Source organism: Paenactinomyces guangxiensis, from assembly GCF_016055185.1.
In the GTDB taxonomy this organism is placed as follows: Bacteria; Bacillota; Bacilli; order Thermoactinomycetales; family Thermoactinomycetaceae; genus Paenactinomyces; species Paenactinomyces guangxiensis.
On the sequence record NZ_JAECVR010000036.1, the window covers coordinates 1 to 20,585 of the forward strand.

A 20,585-nucleotide genomic window follows, 5' to 3' on the forward strand; every position below is an offset into this window, starting at 1 on the left:
GTGAATTTCATCCACCCTCTACACTAAAATAAAATTTCTGTAAACAACATGAAAAGGAGCTGTACCTTCAAGTAGATTTTCTACTTTTGGGACAGCCCCATTCAAGCTTTTTACTTTGCATTGATGAAAATTTGGTGCTATCAGGAAACTCCAGATCAAATGAGCCAATAATCTTGATATCAGATGTATGCTCTTTAATTAAAAAACCAGAATAGTCCTCATCTGTTTTAATAATCCTCATTCGTACATCTGGTAACGATTCTTTTTTTAGATCATCTAAATATAATGGTATTTCACCTATGTCATATTTTCCTGTTATTCTCTTCTTTTTAGATCCAATTTTATGTTGGGTGGATATAGAGTGAAACCTATAATGGTTCGGATAAGCCAGTTTAACAATAGTTGAAAAAGAGCTACCCAAGGAAAGCTTAGTTCTACCTTGCTTTAATGTAATTTTACCTTCAATAACACGATCATGTGGCTTGAACTTTAGAAAAACGTAACCTGCTTGACCCTCTTGGAGATCTTCCACATTGAAAAAAGGTCGAGTCTTCACTGGAATACCAGTTACAGCCTCAAGAAAAATGGATTGGTCTAAAACTTTTTCAGCTACTCCCTCGTCTTCGTAAATAGCCCATGAGTGAGAATTTATCATATGCTCACTTCCCAAGATGTTAAGTCAAAAGCAACTTTTCCTTTTGTAGGCCTCTTTATTGTGTCATAGTAAGGAATCTATTATATAACCAGAGTATTAATTAATTTAATAGTTTTCTATTTTATTTTAACACAACTTTAGTCATATCTTGATAACTAACAAGGTATAACAGGGAATAATAAAATAGAAAATTGTCCTAACTCTTAATATATTTTGAGTTGGGAACACTGAAGTACATAGAGAATGATCTGCCTTGTAACATAATTCAATCATCCCGATATAGGGAAATATGGTTATTTAACAGCAGAGGTGTCGACAGTATGGTTCAATTAATACTTTATAATGAATATTCGCGTAAGGATGTTCACGATATTTTTGATCCCTTTTCCAAATTTTCTCCTAGTAACGGAACTTGGGGATTACATGGAATAGTAAGAATCCCAAATAGACAAAAGGATTATGTCTTTTTTGTAACGTTTGGACAGAAGCAAGGTAACCATATCTTTGATGAAAATGTTACAGATCAAGGCATACTGACTTGGCAGTCACAACCTGGTCAAGGGTTAGACCATCCTTGGATACAGGACTTTATCAATCATGATCATTTAAACCATAATATCTATTTATTTTTAAGAACAAGTAAGATAGATAAAAAGACAAAGAAAGCGAAACCTTATACTTATCTAGGAAGGCTAGCATATATCGCACATGACCCTAATCTGGAGAAGCCTGTTTACTTTAAGTGGCAAATTCTTGATTGGAATCTTCCGGGTGATATAGCACGGAAAATGGAATTAGAGATTATTGAAACAACGACAAAAACTGAGTATCAATATAAATGTCAGTTGGAGAAGACAGAGGCCCCGATGCCTCAATTAGTTAAAGAACGTAATACAAACAATTTTTCTGCGAGAATTTTTGACTTTGCAGAAGATAACCAAAAGAAAAAAGAATTAGGAGTCAAAGGTGAGCAGTTGGTTTTGGTTTATGAAAAGCAACTCCTGATCGATGCAGGAAGAAGTAATTTAGCAAAAAAGGTAAGGCATGTATCCATGGTTGAAGGGGACGGTGCCGGTTATGATATTCTTTCGTTCACACCGGAAGGAGAAATTAAATATATTGAAGTTAAAACGACTGTAGGAGGGGCCAATACGCCTTTTTATATGACTATAAATGAATTGAATTTCTCGAAAACGTACTCAGATCAATATTATCTGTATCGGGTTTATAATATGAACTCCCACGGCGGTAAAGCTAACTTTTATGTGATTAAGGGAGACATCTCGTTACAAAGGGAGTTGCTGCCTACAGTATTTAAGGTGATCTAGTAATTAAGTATTATATTATTTATCTTATTTTCAGTCAGTATCAGACAACGGTTTATGTCGCGTTGACGGTGATTCCGTTTTAGTTTTACTGTTTATATTCACTGGATGGTAAGAGCTCTGAAGGAGATATAGATGGTAAAAAACTGTTTCCTGTTTCTTTCAAGCTAGGAGTTCAATTGACATATGTATGATCAGATTGTTTAGTTGGGGAAGCTATCTTGTGATAGTTATTGGAACGCAGGGGTCGGAATATGCGTGAAATAGACGTCCATTTATACGATAAATAAAAATAGTCAAAGCTAATTGCCCTAATGATAAAGGGCTTTTATTTTCTAATATGATATTTAAATCTTGATAGACTTGTATCTTCGGTAATGGATATGTAAATGGATAATAGAATAAATTTAACGATAATGATATAATGAAAATAACATTGTTAATGTATGGAATAACTGTGAGAAGGAAGGTGTCTCTTATTAAGGAACTTTTGAAATATTGGAATTTGAATTTAGAAGAGGCTAAATATATTGATATCAACGATGAAAATATATCTCCTCTGCATAGCATAAGTAGGGAAGAATTTTTTGAAGGGAAAGTTTCAGATCTTACACTTTTACATAAGCATTGTGCAGATGAAAATAATGAAATATTTATATGTCCGAAGTTATATAGAAAAAAAGTAAAAAAAGACAATGGTGAATCGAAATATATCTACTCTGCTTGGTTAGTGATACCGGCTAAAATCACTTCTACGGGGAAACTTGTGGTTACTCGGCAACCATTTATCCCCAGGAAATATTTGCGCCCAACTTTGCGCCCCACTAAAGAGGCTTTAACATTGTCTTCAATCTCTGAAGTAGATAAATACTGGAACAGCAATCCTTTTCCGGAAAATCCAAGTTGGAAGCGCACTTTGGAAATATGTAAGGATTTTTTTAATAAAGTGCTGGATAATGTGATCTCAATCATTACTTTAAACTCTTATGAAGAATTAAAGGAAGTAATGATTTTTGATGCAAATGAATGTTTGGGGTCCGCTACTGATCGTCACGTGAAAAATTTTTATGAAAACCACATAGTAAATAAATTCAGCAAAAAGAAATATCCCGAATTATGTGGGAAGAGTCCAATCGTTTCAAAGCTTTTTAATTTAAATGGGGAAGTGAAAAAAGAAACTTTATCAGATCATGAAAAAATGACTTCAAACCATTTGGGGCAGATAAAAAATCAATATGAACTTACTGAATCGCAACGGAAGGCTCTTCACCATTTTTTAGCTTTGCAGGATGGGGAGTTATTATCAATTGAGGGGCCGCCAGGTACTGGGAAGACTACATTATTGCAAAGCGTATTTGCTTCTATGTGGGTAAATTCAGCCATGGAACAAAGGGAGGACCCTCCGATCATCTTGGCTTCCGGAGGTACGAATTTAGCCATCACCAATATTTTAAGAACGTTTGATGAGGAGATTGTACTAGAAAAGAGTCAATTTCCACAAAACGACCTTTTCAATCATATTGATCTATTAGTGGAACGATGGATTTCTGATGTGAAAAGTTTGGGAACGTATTGTATTGCACCATCTAAACAGGGGGAGAATCAAAGTTACCAGTTGATTACTTTTGATAAAGAGAGAGATTCGGGCTTATCAACGAACTGGATTAACTTTGAAGAACTTGATTTAGAACAAATACAAACGTATGAAGCAACATTTTTGGACAAGGCGTCAGCATTTTTCCAATTTAAGATCTTAGATATTCAATCCGCTCGACAGTTGCTATTCTCTAGATTGCAACAGTGTGTTTATGAAATGAGGGGAGCATTAGAAATTTTGTCGGAGGATTATCTGGTAACAAAGCAAACCAACAAGTTATTGGAAGAGTATGACCGGGATAGTTTACAACAAATAATAACAGAATTAAGCGAGCAACTTAAAGAGTTAGAAATAGAAAGGGAGGATATTGAGAAGAAATTATATAAATGGGACAGCCAAAAGGGAGTTCGTAAGCCATTAGAAAAATGGTTATTGAAGATACCAATGATGGGTAGATTATTTGAAGGACTGTTTGTCTATGCAAATAAACGGTTTGTAGATAGATATCTTAGCGATGCGTCAATATCCTCTTATTACGATTCAACTATAGAAAAGTACCTGGATGGCTTAGAAAAAGAGTGCGACAAGAAGATAAGTGAAATTGAAGCTAAAAAGATGTTGGCAGAAGACTTTAAACGTACAAAAGAGCAAGTAACAAGGAAATTGGAAGAATGGGATGATAAATATGAACACATTCCAAAGGATTTAAAAGAAGCAGAAAAAGAGATTGATAAAAAACATAGAGTATTGGCTTTTCATTTGTCGACCCACTATTGGGAAGCAAGGTGGATTGAAAAGGCAAAAGAAAGAGTGACTAAAAAGCAAGGGCAATTTAGCAATAGGAAAGAATTTTACCGAGAAATGGCAATGTTAACGCCCTGCTTTGTTTCAACCATGTACATGGCACCAAGATATTTCAATGAAAAGTACAACTATTTTTATGGATTTACTGATTTGCTGATTATCGATGAAGCGAGTCAGGTATTGCCACAATACATGTTTCCTGTATTAACATTTACTAAGAAAGGACTGGTTGTCGGTGATTCCAAGCAATTGCCGCCTATTTCCAATTTATCGGCAGATCAGTGCGAAATTAATATTAATAAATCGGGTTTGAATAAGACCTTTATAGATATGAACGCTATGGGGATTAAAGCATCTAATGGAAGTATGTTAAAATTAGCCAATTACTTCACTCGTTATGTAGATGACGATTCAAGACCTTTTATGTTAAAAGAGCATTTTCGCTGTCATTCTTCTATCGCAAGTTATTTTAATAAGCAATTTTACAATGATAAGCTGATAGTCTGCAGTAAGGACAAAACATCTGGGTTTGGAATACCTAATTTAGCGGTGGTTAACGTAAAAGGACAAGAAGAAAGGTCTGGAAGCAGTCGGATCAATCATATCGAAGCCGGAACGATTGCTTTATGGATTAAAGATTTTTTTGATAGATTTGATATAACAACAGAAGAACTTCAGAGAAAAACACTGGCAGTGCTGACTCCTTTTGCACAACAAGCGAGAGTCATTAGAAAATATCTAGGAGAATTAAAAGTAAGTAGCATTGTTGTTGGAACAGTGCATGCTTTACAAGGGTCTGAATTTGAAATTGTTATGTTTTCACCTACTTATACATCTCTAGATACTGAAAAACATTTTTTTGATCGAGAACCATATATTTTAAATGTGGCTACCTCCAGAGCGAAGAGTGCTTTTCTTACCTTTGGAGATATGGAGGCTTTTGGAGTTAATAAAAATGTACCTTCAGGAAAACTAAGAAGTTACAGTGTTGATGCAACAGAAACAATTATTTTACCTGAAAGAAAAGAAGTGGATCATCTGCTTGAAACGATGAGAAAAGCTTTTTACAGTAAGTTACCAGGGAGGGTACACCAAATAAATAAAATTAATATTATCAATAGTACCATTGATCAGTCGCAGGTTGGAATCAACGAAAATGCTACTTTGAATATAAATTAGGAGGAAAACCTATGGAAACCAGAAATGTTAATATTAACATCAGTGGAGATGTCAGGAGCAGCCAAGTTGGTGATAATCGTAATGCAAAAATGACTGTAAATACTGCTACTAATAGACAAGATGAAAAAATAGAAGAGCTAAAACAACAGTTAACTAAACTCATTCAATCAATTGAAACTACAACAGAAATTGATGAGGAAACAAAAGACGAATATCTTATGTCTTTAAGTGGGGCAAAAACTGAGATAGAAAACGGGAAATGTTCTAAAGGAGTATTGAGAGGCCTAAACAAAACGTTAACCGAATTTGGTGGAGTAGTGGCCGGAATTGCTGCATTAGGACAGGCTGTTAGTGCAACAACGGATGTTGTAGAGACGGTACTAAAAACTTTTTAATAAAACAGAAGAGGGTCTGTGCCTCTATCTTATCAGGGGGTCACAGACTCTTTTTTTGCAAAATGACGATAAGATTTACATAGGAAAAAATTAAATGTAAGCGATAAGACTTGTATGTAAGCGGAGATGATACCATGACTACACATGAAGCTGTCAGACCCATTTAGACAAAAAATTCACTATTGACTGATATTTATTCGGAAATTAAAATATAATTAGATATTTTAGTAGTAAACGTTTACGTAAAATTGGCTGTGTCGCTGCTTACAAAATGGAAGGGGGGTTTTGAAAGTGAAGTAACTGAGAGCTTTTTTCAAGCGTGAAGTGCCAGTTCCCATCCGTCCATTGATGTGGCAGCCGTAAGGAATCGAAGAGCCGGCGCCCATAAGGACGTTAGTTACTTTGACCTCAAGTCTGCCATATTCTCATTCAGTAAATCAATACTGCTGACACAATATATATTTTTTGAAATGATAGTAAACGTTTACGTTTATGAGGCTCTCTTTGTTAACTAGAGGGTTGGACAATGAAAGTTGGGAAAACGGATGAGGAAGCGCATTGTTGTTCACATATACTCCGGTATGGTTTTGCAATAACTTCTAAATTCAAGGCAGATACTGAATTTGAATGATTTTGATCGGTCATTCGTGCACGGCAAAAAATTAAAATGAGGTGATTGATCAAAACATGGGGTTCATTCTGCGTGATGAACCAGGAGAGGTGGATCATGAAAAATATAATGGTTTTTATGCATCTAAACCTGAAAAAAGTGTAAGCGTTTTTAATAGGATGATGCTTGTTTTTTTGTTAGTCCTCACTTTCCTCCTACCAGCTGTTCATACAACAGATCAAGTTTTTGCCTATTCAGATGGGAGTGTGATTCAGGAAGTCAGTACCGATTTGCCACGTTATAATCCGGGGCAGAAAGTTAATATTACGGTCAATCTTGCCAATAAGACGGGTGTTTCTTTGAATAACGCCACTGCCACGTTGTATTTTAATCATCTGGAAAAGCAAATTGGTTCGGACAAGAAGACTTTTACGTTGAACCATAATGAATCTGCTACGCTCTCCTTTTCCTGGCTGCCTCCAGGCACAGATTTTCAAGGCTACTTGGTTGAAGTGTGGATTAAGGACTCCGCGGGCAATATCATTGATCACTTAAATACGGCTGTGGATGTTTCATCCACTTGGACCAAATTTCCACGCTATGGCTATCTATCAACCTACAACGCTCAGTCGGCTGAAACGTCCGCCAAGCATGTTGAAAATTTGGCCAAATACCATATTAATGCGTTGCAATTCTACGATTGGCACTGGAAGCATCATGTGCCGCTCTCCGGAAGTGTTGACAATCCAAGTGAGACCTGGAAGGATGTCGCCAATCGGACTGTCTATAAACAGACGGTGGTTGATTATATCAATGCGGCTCATCAATCCAACATATCAGCGATGGCCTATAATCTGATTAATGGGGCTTTCGACGGGTATGAAACGGATGGTTCAGGTGTGAAAAAAACCTGGGGCATATTTGAAGATCATACGCATAACAACCAATGGGGGTACCCCTTGCCCAATGGTTGGTCAACCTCCAGGATCTGGTTCATGAATCCGGCGAATACGGAATGGCAAAACTATTTGATAAATAAACATAAAGATGTATTCAGTGCATTTAACTTTGACGGCTGGCATGTGGATCAAGTCGGAGAATGGCCCAATATTAATAAATTTGATTATAATGGATTTCCTATTGATCAGGCGGAGGGTTTTGCTTCCTTTCTTAGAAATGCAAAAGCTCAATTACCCAACAAGTCAATTGTTTTTAATAATGTGAATACCTATGGCTACGAAGATACAGTAAAGAGGGACGTAGACATTTTGTATATGGAATTGTGGGATGATCGTGATTTTTCCAACGTGAAAGAGTTCCTGGATAAACAAACGACGTTAAGTGGCGGCAAGGCCTCTGTTTTTCCACTTTACATGAATTATAACTATCAAGAGAAGTTCTCTGACAGCAGTCCCGGTTATTTCAATACACCAGCGGTTTTACTGGCAGATGCGGGCATCTTTGCAATGGGGGCGCAACATCTCGAACTCGGCGACAATTTAAATATGCTGTGCCATGAATACTTTCCCAATAAACACTTAATCATGTCGGAAGAATTGAAAAAAAAGCTGCTCGTTTTATATGATTTTGCAGTTGCTTACGAGAATCTGCTGCGTGATGGATTGGTCAACACGTCAAATCGTGTCGAACTCGAAGGCTTACCCTCTAGCACGAAGTCAGAAGCAAACAAGGTCTGGACGTTTACCAAAGCCGGAAAAGGGTATGAAGTGATTCACATGATCAATCAATTGGGGATCAATGATCCCGCCATTCGTGATAAAGAGGGAACGAAACCGGCACCAACGGCGAAAACCAATGTAACCGTAAAATATTATTACTCCAACGGACCGGTAACCCGGGTGAACTATGCCTCTCCTGATTACTATAACGGGAAAACGTATCAAATACCGTTTACGACAGGTTCTGATACAAATGGGAACTATGTGGAGTTTACTGTACCAACCCTGCAATATTGGGACATGGTTTACATTCAGACTGGAAGTGAACCGGGTACACTGTTGACGAATGGCGGGTTTGAGACGGGTGATATTCAAGGCTGGACAGAATGGCATCCATCTGGACAGACAGCGAAATACGGCGTTGATTCAAACGATGCATACGAAGGAACTAAAAAATTGTATTTTTGGGATGTCAATGCTTATCAACAAAGCGTTCACCAGGTCAAGACCGGATTGCCAAACGGGACGTATACATTAACAGCCTGGGTAAAAACAACGGCCTATGCCGGCCAGCCTTTGATTGCGCGTATGGAACTGAATGATTCTTACACCAATATGGTTGTAGATGGAACATGGAGGCAGTATTCCGCCGATATCTATGTAAGCAATGGGCAAGTCGATGTCGGGTTTTACATTCATTCGCCAGGGGCGACATCCATGCAAATCGATGATGTGAAACTGATAAAGAAATAATGAATGATTCCCGCTTGGGGGTCAGGTGTGTTTACTTGCCAAATTCAGGTTGATGATGGAGGCGGATTTTGAATCTGCGTTCTTGGGTGCTTTATCAGGAAGCCGCTCCCTCGCCGTACTCCGACGAAGGCAAAGCCAGAGTCTTTCTCAGTGTTGTTTGCTTTCCTCCTTCGTTCGGCACTCCGCTTGATAAAATGCTCCTGGTAACGAAATGTTCAAAGCCGCCTCCATTTTAATAGGCGAACAACACGCTTGAGGGGGATATTTATCAGATAAATGATAAATTTTATCATATACGAAATACAATTGACAATTGTGAAATGGGACCCTATAATAACGATAGAAAACGTTTACGTAATGATATAGCAGGAAGGGTATTATATGGGTCCAACGATTAAAGACGTAGCCAAAAAAGCGAAGGTGTCTGTGGCCACCGTTTCCCGAGTGCTTAATAACCAGCCCGGTTATTCGGAAAAAACGAAGAAAAAAGTATTGCAAGTGATTAAAGAAATGGGCTATCAGCCGAATGCGATCGCACGCGGGTTAATCAATAAACGCACACAGACTATTGGTGTGCTGTTTCCGTCGGTTTCGAGCCTCTTTTCGTCGAAAGTTCTGCATGGGATTGAACACATTGCGCATGAACGGGATCACAGTGTCATCGTTTGCAATACGGATACGGATGGAAAACGAACAATGAAATATCTTCAAGTCTTAGGCGAAAAACAGGTAGATGGCATCATTTTTACCAGTGAAGTGTTGACAGAAGATTATTATCGTGTTTTAAAGGCGATGAACATCCCGGTTATCCTGGTTTCCACTTTCTCTTTGCGGTACCCGTTTCCTTATGTGAAGGTGGATGACAAACATGCTGCGTATCATGCAACGGAGTATCTGATAAAACAAGGACATCGAAAAATCGCGATGATCAGCGGAACAGAAGGGGATGAGATTGCCGGCACCCCGCGTATCGAAGGGTATCGGGAGGCGTTAAGGGATTATGGGATTCCCTTTCAAGAAAACCTGTTCGTTTTCGGGGATTTCGGGTATCGAAGCGGGTGTGCGGCCATGAAGAAACTGCTGGAGAGAGGAGAGGAGTTTACCGCCGTTTTCGCAGCCAGTGACGAAATGGCCACAGGAGCATTGAGTGTTGCCTATCAACATGGCATAAAAGTTCCCGACCAATTATCCATCATCGGTTACGACAATCTACAAATTGCCGAGATGTCTGTTCCGCCATTGACAACCGTGGCCCAACCGCTGTTTGAAATGGGAAAACTGGCGGCTGAGATGTTACTGACCATGATTGAAACCGGTGTCACGGTAGAGAGCAGAATCATGCCGCATTCGATTATTGAACGTCAGACGGTGGCGAAACCATTGTAAGGGTTATTATTTTTTTGGATTTACCGTAAACGTTTTCGTCAGTGTTTTCTCCACAAAAGCGTGGCCGGGTTTCCCCAAACCCAGACCAACCAAAAACAGAGAAGGGAAGGGATACGATGAAAAAGGGGATTTTAACCACGATCGTTGCTTTACTCACCTTATCACTCGCAGCCGGGTGCGGTTCATCCACGGACGGGAAGGTGGAGATTGAATTCTTCCAAAACAAACCGGAAGCTAAGGCGACATTTGAGAAACTTGCACAGGACTTTGAGAAGCAGAACCCCAATATCGATGTGGTGGTTACCACCCCTCCCGATGCCGAAACGGTGTTGAAAACGCGGATTGCAAAAAATGATGCGCCGGATGTGATCGGCTCCGGGCTGAACGCCACCTTTGCTGAATTGGCCCAGAACGGCATCTTCGTTGACTTCTCCGGTGACAAGCATCTGGAAAACATTCAACCCGCCTATGTGGATATGATCAAGAAATTGACCGGTTTGCAGGAAGTAAATGGAATTCCGTACACCGCGAACGCCAACGCCATTCTTTACAATAAGACTCTCTTTAATGAACTCGGATTAACAGTTCCAAACACCTGGGATGAATTGATTGCCACCGCGGAAAAAATTAAGGCATCAGGGAAGACTCCATTTTACCTTACTTTTAAAGATTCCTGGACAACCATGATCCCGTTTAATGGATTCCAATCTACAGGGGGACAATTTCATTGAGGGTCGCAAGTCGGGAAAAACAACATTCCAACAATCCTATCGGGAAATTGCCGAAAAGCAACTGAAATTAATGGCATATGGTTCCAAAGACCCCTTTGGCAAAGGATACAATGATGGAAACGCCGCATTTGCCAAAGGTGAATCGGTGATGTATTTACAAGGGGTTTGGGCGATTCCCGAGATTAAAAAAGCAAATCCGAACATGGAGATCGGTTCGTTTCCGTTTCCCGCAAGCAATGACGTTTCCAAAAACCGACTGGTATCTGGCGTAGATACGTTGCTTACGATATCCGCAACCACCCGGCATCAAGAGGAAGCAAAAAAATGGATCGATTTTCTGTTGAAACCCGAAAACGCAAAATTTTTTATCGATGACCAGAAAGCGTTTTCTACCGTGAAAGGTGTGAATCAATCCGACCCAAGTGTGTCCGGATTGAATGAAAGCTTCCAAAAAGGGATGTTGGTTGACTTCGCGGACCATTATTTTCCGACGGCCATGAAGGTGGACAAGCTCAACCAGTCTTTTTTGCAAAATAAAAATATAGAGTCATATCTGAACCAACTGGATGTGGAATGGAACAAAGTTCAGTCGAGAAAGTAGTGCCAAGGAGTGCCAACCTTCATTTCATTTGAACGCTTCTATGGTTGGCCCCGGGGAGGTTTGAAATGAGCAAACACAACACTGCCTATTATTTTATGACGATTCCTGCCGTTCTTTTGTTCTTTCTGTTTCACACGTTTCCTGCCATTCAAGGTATTTTCTATTCTTTTACAAATTGGAATGGGTTTGCCCAATCCTTTGAGTTTGTTGGGTTAAAAAACTACATCAACCTGTTCAAAGATGAAAATGTGCTGAATTCTTACCTTTTTACTTTTAAGTATGCCATCCTGACCACGATTCTTGTTAACGCCCTCAGTCTGTTGATTGCAGTGGGATTAAACGAAAAAATCAAGTTCAAGAATTTATTTAAAGCCGTCTATTTCCTCCCCCCGGCTGCATGAATTATAAGATGGCAACAGGAGATCATTATGAAGCAGCTGATGTGAAGGGAATTCCCAAAAGAACCGCCTATCTGTCGAGGATGAATAAAGTGCCGGGCTGGGTTGGTGATTTCGGGAAAAAAGAGGAAGACCAAATCATCTGGACAGTCAAGGTGGACAAGGGAGGAAAATACACTCTCAAATTCCTGTACGGTCATAATAACGATAGTCATCCTGAAGGGAAACTAACCGTAAATGGGAAAGTGGCCTCCACCCTTTTGTTTGACCAAAAGACAGGCTGGGGAAATCCGGTTGCGGTAAAGGAAGTCCAGGCGGATTTGTCAGCCGGTGAAAATAAGGTCATTCTGCAGTTAAATACGAATCATCTCTGGCTAAACGTTGACAGCCTGACAGTCTCCGATCAAGAATATAGTCAGGAATACGAAGCCGAACATGCCGAACTCATCAGTTGCAAAGTGGATCAAGTCGGACATGTCGGGTTTTTTGAAACGGACGGTGACTATATCCAATTTGATGTGGAGGTTCCATCCACCGGGGATTATCCACTCATATTCGGTTACGCGATTGACAGAACTGAGGTAATCCGTAACCTGTATGTGAATGGTACCCGGGTGAAAAAAGGGTTGCGATTCCCTGCGACCGGCGGTTCGGACCTGTATGACCAAAAAGAAGAAACAGTGCAGCTTAAGAAAGGAAAAAACACCATTGTCATAAAAGCGGAAGGCGTGAATGATAATGGCATGTCACTCGATTATGTAAAAGTGGGAAACCAGCGTCTTGAGGCGGAAAAAGCGGCAAAAATCGGCTGGGAGCCGACGGTGCAGCCGATCATCAAGACAGAGATGGATGAGAGCGGAAACGGAATGATATCCGAATTCAAACAACAGGGCGATTACATTGAGTTTGCTTATGATTCGGAACAAACAGGTGCTTTCCCGCTGACCATACGGTACAAAAACATGGGGGATGATACAAAGCGAAGTGTTTATGTCAACGGGCAAAAAGCGGGTGTCGTGTCGTTTGGGCGTGCACAAGAGTGGACAGAGACCCAAATACCGGTATATGTCACAAATGGGAATAGCTGGATTCGCATAAAGGCAGAAGAAGCTTCTACCCCTGTCGGTATCGAAGTGGATCGGATAACTGTCAATGGAACCACATTCGAGGCGGAAGATGCACGGATTGGCTGGGAACCTGTTGTTGCAAAGACGGGCGGTGTACAAATTGCACCGGGGTATACGGATAACTTTGGGCATAAAGGACAAAGCGTTTCTTTCCGCATCGATGTTCCCGAAACACGTGAATATGGCTTGAAGTTTCATTACCGTTCAGGCAATGACCCGGTTGTCGATATTCTGTCAGATGGGAAAGCCGTGGCCGAAAAAGTTACATTCCGCAATACTCCAGATGGATGGGGCGGTGCCATGGTTGAAAAAGAGGTGAAAGTGAAGCTTGCGTCCGGAACCCATGAGATTACCGTGAAAATGGTGTCGGAAGGCCAATTCATGAATCTGGACAATCTGACAGTAGATGATAAAGTCTATCAAGTTGAAGATGCGACTTTTACCCCTGAACATCACGGCATCACCCATACGGTCGGCTACGTGCATGATTTCAAGGATGAAAACGATCAACTCACTTTCGATGTTTATGCTCCGGCAGATGGGCGGGAAGACTTGAACTGGAGATACATGAGCGACTCTGAATCCAGGCGCCCAGCAGTACGCGCACTGTATGTAAACGGGCGCAAAATCACCGACCTTTCATTCACACATGCCGCCGGATGGAATGATCTCGCTTTGCCGGATATTGAGCTCAAGAAAGGGCGGAACCGGATTGTAATCAAAGTGGAGAATCGGGATGATGATGGCATAAAGCTGGATTATTTGCAGATTGGCTCCAGGAGGTATCATGCCGAAGAAGCGGAGTTCACTCCACCGATGGTAATTGAAAAGGATACGATTAAACATTTCGGTCATATCGGTGATGAGGTAACTTTTGACATCCATGTGACGCAACCGGGAGAAACATCCTTTATTTTCACCTATGTGAATCAAGGGCATGAAACGAAAAGAACTTTGTATATCGACGGAAAGCCGGTGTTGGATCAAAATGGAGCACCCGTTCAAATCGCGTTCAAAGGAACGGAAGGAAAATTCGATGAAGATGCATATCATGTTGTGCCGTACTTGGCCAAAGGTTCACACCGATTAACGTTGAAACAGGAGCCGGGGCAGAAGGGCTCCATCGATCTGCGGCGAATGACCATCGGCTTTTTTGATGAACCGTCTGTTCTTCTGATGGATGCGGGATTGGGAGCTCTGGGAGCAACCCATATAGAGTTAGGGACAGCGGAAAAGTTGGAGGAAGGACCCAATATGCTGGCCCATGAGTATTATCCGAATCGCAGCAAAAAAATGAAGACATCCCTAAAAGAAAGATTGAAAGAGGTATATAAGCTTTATACTGCTTATGAAAACCTCTTGTTTGACAGCAAGGTGGATCATCAAGTCCAAATATCGGTACAAAGACAAGACGGATCGAATGTGCCGGCCGATAAAAATGGTTCAAGTAAAACGCTTTGGTATGTCGCCCGCAAAAATGACAACAACCGCCGATTTGAACATTATGATGTTTTGCATCTCATCAACTTGCTCAATAATGATGGCAATTGGCAAAATGCGGCAAATAAACCGGATAAACTGCAAAATTTCAAGGTAAGCTATCCGGTTGGTGTCACGAAGGCGGATGCCCCGAATTTGAAAGTGTATGCGGCTTCCCCCGACCGGGAAGGCGGAATACTGAAAGAACTGAAAGCTGAGTGGAAAGGTTCAACACTTGAGATCCAGGTACCCACACTGGAGTATTGGGAAATGATCCTTATAGACCGGAACCCTGAGACTGGACAGTTGAAAAGCTGAATCCTGCGAAGAACTTTTATCAAATGAAAAAGAAATGACACATGGGAATAAAGACCTTGAAAAGTTGACACAATTGCCAGGAGGGGCCTTACGTGGAGGTCCCTCTTTCGTGGAAAAGATAGAAAACGTGAAGGAGTCGAACGTGATGGAGAGAAAATGGTGGAAAGAAAGCGTTGTGTACCAAATCTATCCCCGCAGTTTCATGGACAGCAATGGAGATGGCATCGGCGATTTGCGTGGGATCTTATCCAAATTGGATTACTTGAAAGAATTGGGGGTCGATGTAATCTGGCTTTCTCCCGTTTATCAGTCCCCCAATGATGATAATGGGTATGACATCAGTGACTATCAGGCAATTATGGATGAATTCGGTACGATGCAAGATTGGGAACGATTGCTGGAGGAAGTGCACAGGAGAGAAATGAAGTTAATCATGGACTTGGTCATTAACCACAGTTCGGATGAACATCCGTGGTTTATGGAATCGCGCCGATCGAAGGACAATCCGTACCGCGATTTTTATATCTGGCGCCAGGGGAGAAACGGTGCAGAACCGAATAACTGGGAATCGTGTTTTAGCGGTTCAGCCTGGCATTTTGATGAAGCGACGGGGGAGTACTATTTACATCTTTTTTCGAAAAAGCAACCTGATTTTAACTGGGAAAACCCGGATCTTCGCCGGGCATTGTATGACATGATGACCTGGTGGCTGGATAAAGGGATCGATGGGTTCAGATTGGATGTCATCAACTTTATTTCAAAGGAGCCGGGCTTGCCGGACGCGCCGAATCGGGAAGGGAAGAAATATGTGTTCGGCGGCCAATATTTCATAAATGGCCCGCGCATTCACGAATTCCTGCAGGAGATGCACAAAGAGGTCTTTTCTAAATATGACATCATGACGGTCGGAGAAATGCCGGGTGTCACCACGGAAGAGGCGATTCTCTATACAGGTGAAGACCGCCATGAATTAAATATGGTATTCCAGTTTGAACATATGGATCTGGATTCGGGACCCGGCGGAAAATGGGATGTGAAGCCCTGGACGCTCAAAGATCTGAAAACGGTCATGACAAGATGGCAAAAGGCGCTGGAGAACCGCGGCTGGAACAGTCTGTATTTAAACAATCATGACCAGCCCCGGATGGTTTCCCGATTCGGCGATGATACGGCGTATCGGGAAGAATCGGCAAAGATGTTGGCCACGTTTCTCCATATGATGCAGGGCACCCCCTTTATTTATCAGGGGGAAGAGATTGGCATGACCAATGTTCGTTTCTCTTCCATTGAAGACTATAGAGATATTGAGACCTTGAACATGGTACGTGAAAAGGTAATGGAAAACGTCGAGGATATGGGAAAAGTGATGCGTGCCATTCACATGAAAGGCAGAGACAATGCGCGGACTCCTGTCCAATGGGATGATACCAAACATGCCGGTTTTACTACGGGAACACGATGGATCTCCGTCAATCCCAATTACAAAGAAGTGAATGTCAAGAAAGCCTTGCTGAATCCCGTCTTCTACTATTACAAGAAGCTGATACAATTGCGGAAACAGCATGAGATCATTGTTTATGGAAGTTATGATTTGATATTGGAAAATCATGAGCAAATTTATGCATACACACGAACTTTAGGAAATGAAAAATTTGTGGTCATTTGTAATTTTTTCAACAGCACCCCGTGTTTTGAGTTGCCAGCATATCTCAAATCATATAAAGAGATAGAACTGGTTATAGCAAATTACGAGGTCGATTCGGCAAATGAGATAGAAAGTATGGTTCTGAAACCATTTGAGGCAAGAGTCTACCGATTGGTTTTTTAACATAAGGGTAATCCAATCTTTTAAGCCACCTAAATTTCAGGTGGCTTAATTGAAGTTGGGGCACTGAAAGGGAGTGAGCATGAAATCAATCAACCGGAAAGAGCCCATAGGGTTATTTTTAATCTTTATATCAATCCTTTGCCGTCAAACAGTGTCTTTTTCTCTACTCTTTCAACGACCCCAGTGTCATTCCTTTAACAAAGTATTTTTGTAAAAATGGATACACGCATAATATAGGTAACGTGGCGAGCAAAATGGCGGCCATTTGAATCGTTTCCGATGGGGGCGGATTGACTAAGAGCTGCTCTCCACCCTGCAGGGCGGCCTGGGCTTCATCAACAATGACGATCTGCCTGAGCATCACTTGAAGAGGCCATTTTGCCGGATCATTAATATAGATGATTGCTGAAAAATAGCTGTTCCAATGACCAACAGCGTAAAACAGGCTAAAAGCGGCTAATGCTGGTTTCGACAGCGGCAAGATGATCTTCCAGAAAATTTGCAATGCATTTGCTCCGTCAATTGTTGCCGCCTCATGAAGTTCCTCCGGTATGTTCATAAAAAATTGCCGCATGACAATTAAGTTAAATGGGCTAATCGCTGCCGGGATGATGAGAGACCACAAAGAATTAATCAGACCTGTCGCTTTTACAATCATATAAGTTGGAATCAACCCGGCGTTGAATAGGAATGTTAAAACAACCATATACAGGAGTGTCCTCTGCCCGTAAATTGGACGGGAGAGCCCGTAAGCCATCGTTGCCGTAAAAAAGAGGTTGACTATTGTACCCACTACTGTAATATAAACCGTGACAAAAAACGATTGGAAAAATCGGCTTGAACCCAACAGGTATTCATAGGCATCCGTAACCCAATGTTTGGGCCACAATATGAAATCACTCCTTATCACATCCTCAAAGCTGGAAAAAGAGACTGCGAAGATATATAGAAAAGGAAACAGCATGGACAGAGCGATCAAGAGAAGAATGATGTTATTCACCCGATCCATCCATTTTTCCTGCCTTGTCCTGAGCATCATCAAATCCCGCCCCCACCAAATTTTCTCGCCATTTTATTAGCTAAGACGACCAGTATCAAACCGACCAGCCCTTTAAACAAACCGACAGCGGTTGCGAAGCTGATATCCCCCTGCCTAATCCCTTTAAAATAGACAAAGGTATCTAACACATTACCCACATCCATAGTATATGGGTTGAGCATCAGAAAAATCTGTTCGAAGCCGGTATCCATTACGGTACCTAACCGTAAGATTAGCAAAATGATGATCGTATGGCGAATGGCTGGCAACGTAATACACAAGATTTGTTTCCAGCGGCTGGCTCCGTCGATGATAGCTGCTTCGTACAACTGGGGATTGACCCCGGCGAGAGCAGCCAGTATGATAATCGTTCCCCACCCGGATTCTTTCCATATCACTTGAATAACAATGAGCAGTTTGAACCAGCCCGGGTCGGTCAAAAATCGGATCGGTTTTATGTCTAATACAGTAGCAAGGAAACTGTTGATTAGCCCGTCATTTCTCAAAAAGATAACAAAAATACCGATTACTACTACCCAGGATAAAAAATGGGGAAGATAAACCATTGATTGAATGAACCGCTTATAGAATGAAACTCTTACTTCGTTGATCATAATGGCAAGGATAATGGGAAGCGGAAAAGCAAACAAAATTTGATAGAGGGAGATTTCCAGCGTATTGATAATGACTTGCAGTGCTTCTTTATCTTCAAACATCTTTTTAAAATGCTTGAATCCGACCCAGGGACTGTCGAAAAATCCGAGAAATGGGCTGTAATCTTGGAAAGCCATCGCTAAGCCAAACATCGGAAGATATTTATAAATGGCAAAATAGAGCAAACCTGGCAAGATTAACAGATATACATACCGGTCTTTCCATATTCGAGATAACTGTTTCCCCATGTGTTCACCCCTTAGTATGTGACGTTCCTCAGTGGGTGTAAGAACAAACTCTCCCGGATTTTCTTCATAAACACCAGTGGCCTGATACTACCCAGGAAAATCACTCTTTCCTGTACAAGAAGATCCCTTATTTCCAACCAGGTTGAATCTTTTTCTTCTGGATCTCCTTATTCACTTCATCAATGATTTGGGCACCACCACTATCTAAATATTGCTTGACGATTTGATCCCAATCGGATAGAGGGCGGTCGCCGGTAATGATTTTGGACTGTTCGTTTTGCAGTTCGATCAAAATCTCCAAACCTTTTTCAGCATTCGTTTCTGAGAACACTTGGTGGATGGGGTTTTGATAGTGCTTCGTGTTAGAATGCATCGTTTCCAGATCCTTGGTCACTCCCCGTAATATCGGATTTTTATAGGTTTTAGAGTACTGGTTCGCTTCATCGCTTGGTGCCCACATCTTGTTGTCTAACATATATACCCAGGGATGCTTTCCTTCTGTCCATGGAGTTAATACAGGGTTTCCTTCTACCAGCGTATATCCTTTATTTTCATAACCGTAAATCCAGTCAAAATCTTTATTCTCAGAGTTACGCTGTTCTAAGGGATAAAATCTACGGCCAAAATCGATGATATCCAGAATACGGCGCACTTTCCCCGGATCATCGGCCAATTTCGCCGAAAGCGTAGTTGCATTATAAAAACCGGAACCAGCTGTATACCCTTTTGAACCATCAGGTGCTTCAAACGGTGGGATAGACGTTAATTTTGCATGGGGATGAATTTTTTGCAGTGTTTCACTATAGGTCTCTTCCATTCCCCGCGGCGATCCGACCATTATGCCTGCTTTACCGGAGTAAAAATCTTTCTGTGCTTCAGTGGGTTTCATTAACACAAACTCTTTTGTAATCGCCCCTTCTTTGTACAGATCAGCCATGAACTTCAACCATTCTTTACGCTGTTCAGTGATCACACCCGGAATATATTGACCTTTCCTGTTCTTGTGGTACCAGGCGGAGTAGTCCCAGTAGGCGCCAAAATTATAATGAGGCCAAAGTTCTTGCCCCAGAACCATCCCAAAGGTGTCATTTTTGCCGTTTCCATCTGGATCCTGTTTGGTAAAAGCGATAGCCACCTTTTTCAGTTCTTCATAGTTGGTAGGCATCTGTAAATCCAGTTTGTCTAACCAATCCTTGCGGATGATAGGGCTATTCAAATAATTCTTAGGAAAATATTTTGGAATGGCGATAATATTCCCGTTCACTGTGACTGGGTTCCATACTTCCTGGGGAACGGTTTGCAAAGTGGGGTAATCTTTAATGTAGTCATTTAAGGGGAGAAAAGCGCCCTGTTGCGCCCACCTGTAAAAGTTTCCATCAAGGCTTTCAAATCCGATCACATCAGGAATATCTCCGGAAGCAATTCGCGTAGCAAGCGTTTCATTATAGTTGGTGAAAATCCCATACTCTCGCTTGTAATTGACGTTGAACTTGTTGTTGATCATTTCGATTCCTTTTCCATTTTTAGGAGGAATATCCGAATACAAAAAGTCGAGAGAGGTAATTGTATATTTTTTATTTACATCGTGCTCCTTATTAGGAGTACAAGCAACCACTCCTCCTGCCAGACTCATGATAAGAATAAGCGTGAAAAGCAAACGCCATTTCTTCATTTCGATATCCTCCTCGTATAGTAAGTTTAAATCCTCAAAAACAATCCATTTCCAGTTAAAACTCGTTCTTTGAAAAGTGAATATCCATCATTCATAGGGGGTGGACT

The 20,585-nt window shown here is 41.2% G+C and carries 12 protein-coding genes and 2 pseudogenes; 10 read left to right on the forward strand and 4 right to left on the reverse strand.

Annotated elements, in window-relative coordinates; genetic code table 11:
- Nucleotides 1-67 precede the first annotated feature (67 nt).
- Complete coding sequence (locus tag I8U27_RS19420) at nucleotides 68-655, reverse strand: hypothetical protein (protein ID WP_181754867.1); 588 nt, start codon at nucleotides 653-655, stop codon at nucleotides 68-70.
- A 320-nt stretch (nucleotides 656-975) separates the two neighbouring features.
- On the opposite strand from I8U27_RS19420, the gene I8U27_RS19425 reads away from it, so the two are divergent.
- The 10 genes and pseudogenes from I8U27_RS19425 (at nucleotide 976) to I8U27_RS19470 (ending at nucleotide 16,865) form a co-directional block, all read left to right on the forward strand.
- Complete coding sequence (locus I8U27_RS19425) at nucleotides 976-1,983, forward strand: DUF3427 domain-containing protein (RefSeq protein WP_181754869.1); 1,008 nt, start codon at nucleotides 976-978, stop codon at nucleotides 1,981-1,983.
- A 466-nt stretch (nucleotides 1,984-2,449) separates the two neighbouring features.
- The gene (locus I8U27_RS19430) at nucleotides 2,450-5,560 is read left to right on the forward strand and encodes an AAA domain-containing protein (protein WP_181754871.1); all 3,111 of its coding nucleotides are present in this window, start codon (nucleotides 2,450-2,452) and stop codon (nucleotides 5,558-5,560) included.
- A gap of 11 nt (nucleotides 5,561-5,571) precedes the next feature.
- The gene (locus tag I8U27_RS19435; RefSeq protein WP_181754873.1) at nucleotides 5,572-5,955 is read left to right on the forward strand and encodes a hypothetical protein; all 384 of its coding nucleotides are present in this window, start codon (nucleotides 5,572-5,574) and stop codon (nucleotides 5,953-5,955) included.
- 687 nt (nucleotides 5,956-6,642) lie between these two features.
- Nucleotides 6,643-8,997: a glycoside hydrolase family 66 protein gene (locus I8U27_RS19440; protein ID WP_181754875.1), complete on the forward strand. Its 2,355-nt coding sequence runs from the start codon at nucleotides 6,643-6,645 to the stop codon at nucleotides 8,995-8,997.
- A gap of 68 nt (nucleotides 8,998-9,065) precedes the next feature.
- Nucleotides 9,066-9,233: a hypothetical protein gene (locus tag I8U27_RS19445; RefSeq protein WP_181754877.1), complete on the forward strand. Its 168-nt coding sequence runs from the start codon at nucleotides 9,066-9,068 to the stop codon at nucleotides 9,231-9,233.
- A 145-nt stretch (nucleotides 9,234-9,378) separates the two neighbouring features.
- Nucleotides 9,379-10,383, forward strand: coding sequence for a LacI family DNA-binding transcriptional regulator (locus tag I8U27_RS19450; protein ID WP_181754879.1), 1,005 nt, complete (start codon nucleotides 9,379-9,381; stop codon nucleotides 10,381-10,383).
- A 116-nt stretch (nucleotides 10,384-10,499) separates the two neighbouring features.
- Nucleotides 10,500-11,715, forward strand: a pseudogene (locus I8U27_RS19455) (ABC transporter substrate-binding protein).
- A gap of 65 nt (nucleotides 11,716-11,780) precedes the next feature.
- Nucleotides 11,781-12,104, forward strand: a pseudogene (locus tag I8U27_RS19460) (carbohydrate ABC transporter permease); the annotation flags it as partial.
- 20 nt (nucleotides 12,105-12,124) lie between these two features.
- Complete coding sequence (locus tag I8U27_RS19465; RefSeq protein WP_181754883.1) at nucleotides 12,125-15,037, forward strand: CBM35 domain-containing protein; 2,913 nt, start codon at nucleotides 12,125-12,127, stop codon at nucleotides 15,035-15,037.
- Nucleotides 15,038-15,182: 145 nt separating this feature from the next.
- A complete protein-coding gene (locus I8U27_RS19470) occupies nucleotides 15,183-16,865 on the forward strand; it encodes a glycoside hydrolase family 13 protein (RefSeq protein WP_181754891.1) in 1,683 nt (560 codons plus the stop codon).
- A 163-nt stretch (nucleotides 16,866-17,028) separates the two neighbouring features.
- Here I8U27_RS19470 and I8U27_RS19475 read toward each other — a convergent pair whose 3' ends face one another.
- The 3 genes from I8U27_RS19475 to I8U27_RS19485 all read right to left on the reverse strand — a co-directional run bounded on the left by I8U27_RS19475 (nucleotide 17,029) and on the right by I8U27_RS19485 (nucleotide 20,478).
- Nucleotides 17,029-17,904: a carbohydrate ABC transporter permease gene (locus I8U27_RS19475; RefSeq protein ID WP_181754885.1), complete on the reverse strand. Its 876-nt coding sequence runs from the start codon at nucleotides 17,902-17,904 to the stop codon at nucleotides 17,029-17,031.
- Nucleotides 17,904-18,806, reverse strand: a complete 903-nt coding sequence (locus I8U27_RS19480; protein WP_181754887.1) for an ABC transporter permease — start codon at nucleotides 18,804-18,806, stop codon at nucleotides 17,904-17,906. Before I8U27_RS19480 ends, I8U27_RS19475 begins: the two co-directional genes overlap by 1 nt.
- A 127-nt stretch (nucleotides 18,807-18,933) precedes the next feature.
- A complete protein-coding gene (locus tag I8U27_RS19485) occupies nucleotides 18,934-20,478 on the reverse strand; it encodes an extracellular solute-binding protein (RefSeq protein WP_181754889.1) in 1,545 nt (514 codons plus the stop codon).
- Between the last annotated feature and the right edge of the window lie 107 nt (nucleotides 20,479-20,585).

Bases quoted from the DNA above. Each gene is read 5' to 3' on its own strand.
- I8U27_RS19450 (WP_181754879.1), top strand. From the start codon at position 9,379: ATGGGTCCAACGATTAAAGACGTAGCCAAAAAAGCGAAGGTGTCTGTG.
- I8U27_RS19485 (WP_181754889.1), bottom strand. From the start codon at position 20,478: ATGAAGAAATGGCGTTTGCTTTTCACGCTTATTCTTATCATGAGTCTG.
- I8U27_RS19420 (WP_181754867.1), bottom strand. From the start codon at position 655: ATGATAAATTCTCACTCATGGGCTATTTACGAAGACGAGGGAGTAGCT.
- I8U27_RS19465 (WP_181754883.1), top strand. From the start codon at position 12,125: ATGGCAACAGGAGATCATTATGAAGCAGCTGATGTGAAGGGAATTCCC.
- I8U27_RS19425 (WP_181754869.1), top strand. From the start codon at position 976: ATGGTTCAATTAATACTTTATAATGAATATTCGCGTAAGGATGTTCAC.
- I8U27_RS19440 (WP_181754875.1), top strand. From the start codon at position 6,643: ATGGGGTTCATTCTGCGTGATGAACCAGGAGAGGTGGATCATGAAAAA.
- I8U27_RS19435 (WP_181754873.1), top strand. From the start codon at position 5,572: ATGGAAACCAGAAATGTTAATATTAACATCAGTGGAGATGTCAGGAGC.
- I8U27_RS19475 (WP_181754885.1), bottom strand. From the start codon at position 17,904: ATGATGCTCAGGACAAGGCAGGAAAAATGGATGGATCGGGTGAATAAC.
- I8U27_RS19480 (WP_181754887.1), bottom strand. From the start codon at position 18,806: ATGGGGAAACAGTTATCTCGAATATGGAAAGACCGGTATGTATATCTG.
- I8U27_RS19470 (WP_181754891.1), top strand. From the start codon at position 15,183: ATGGAGAGAAAATGGTGGAAAGAAAGCGTTGTGTACCAAATCTATCCC.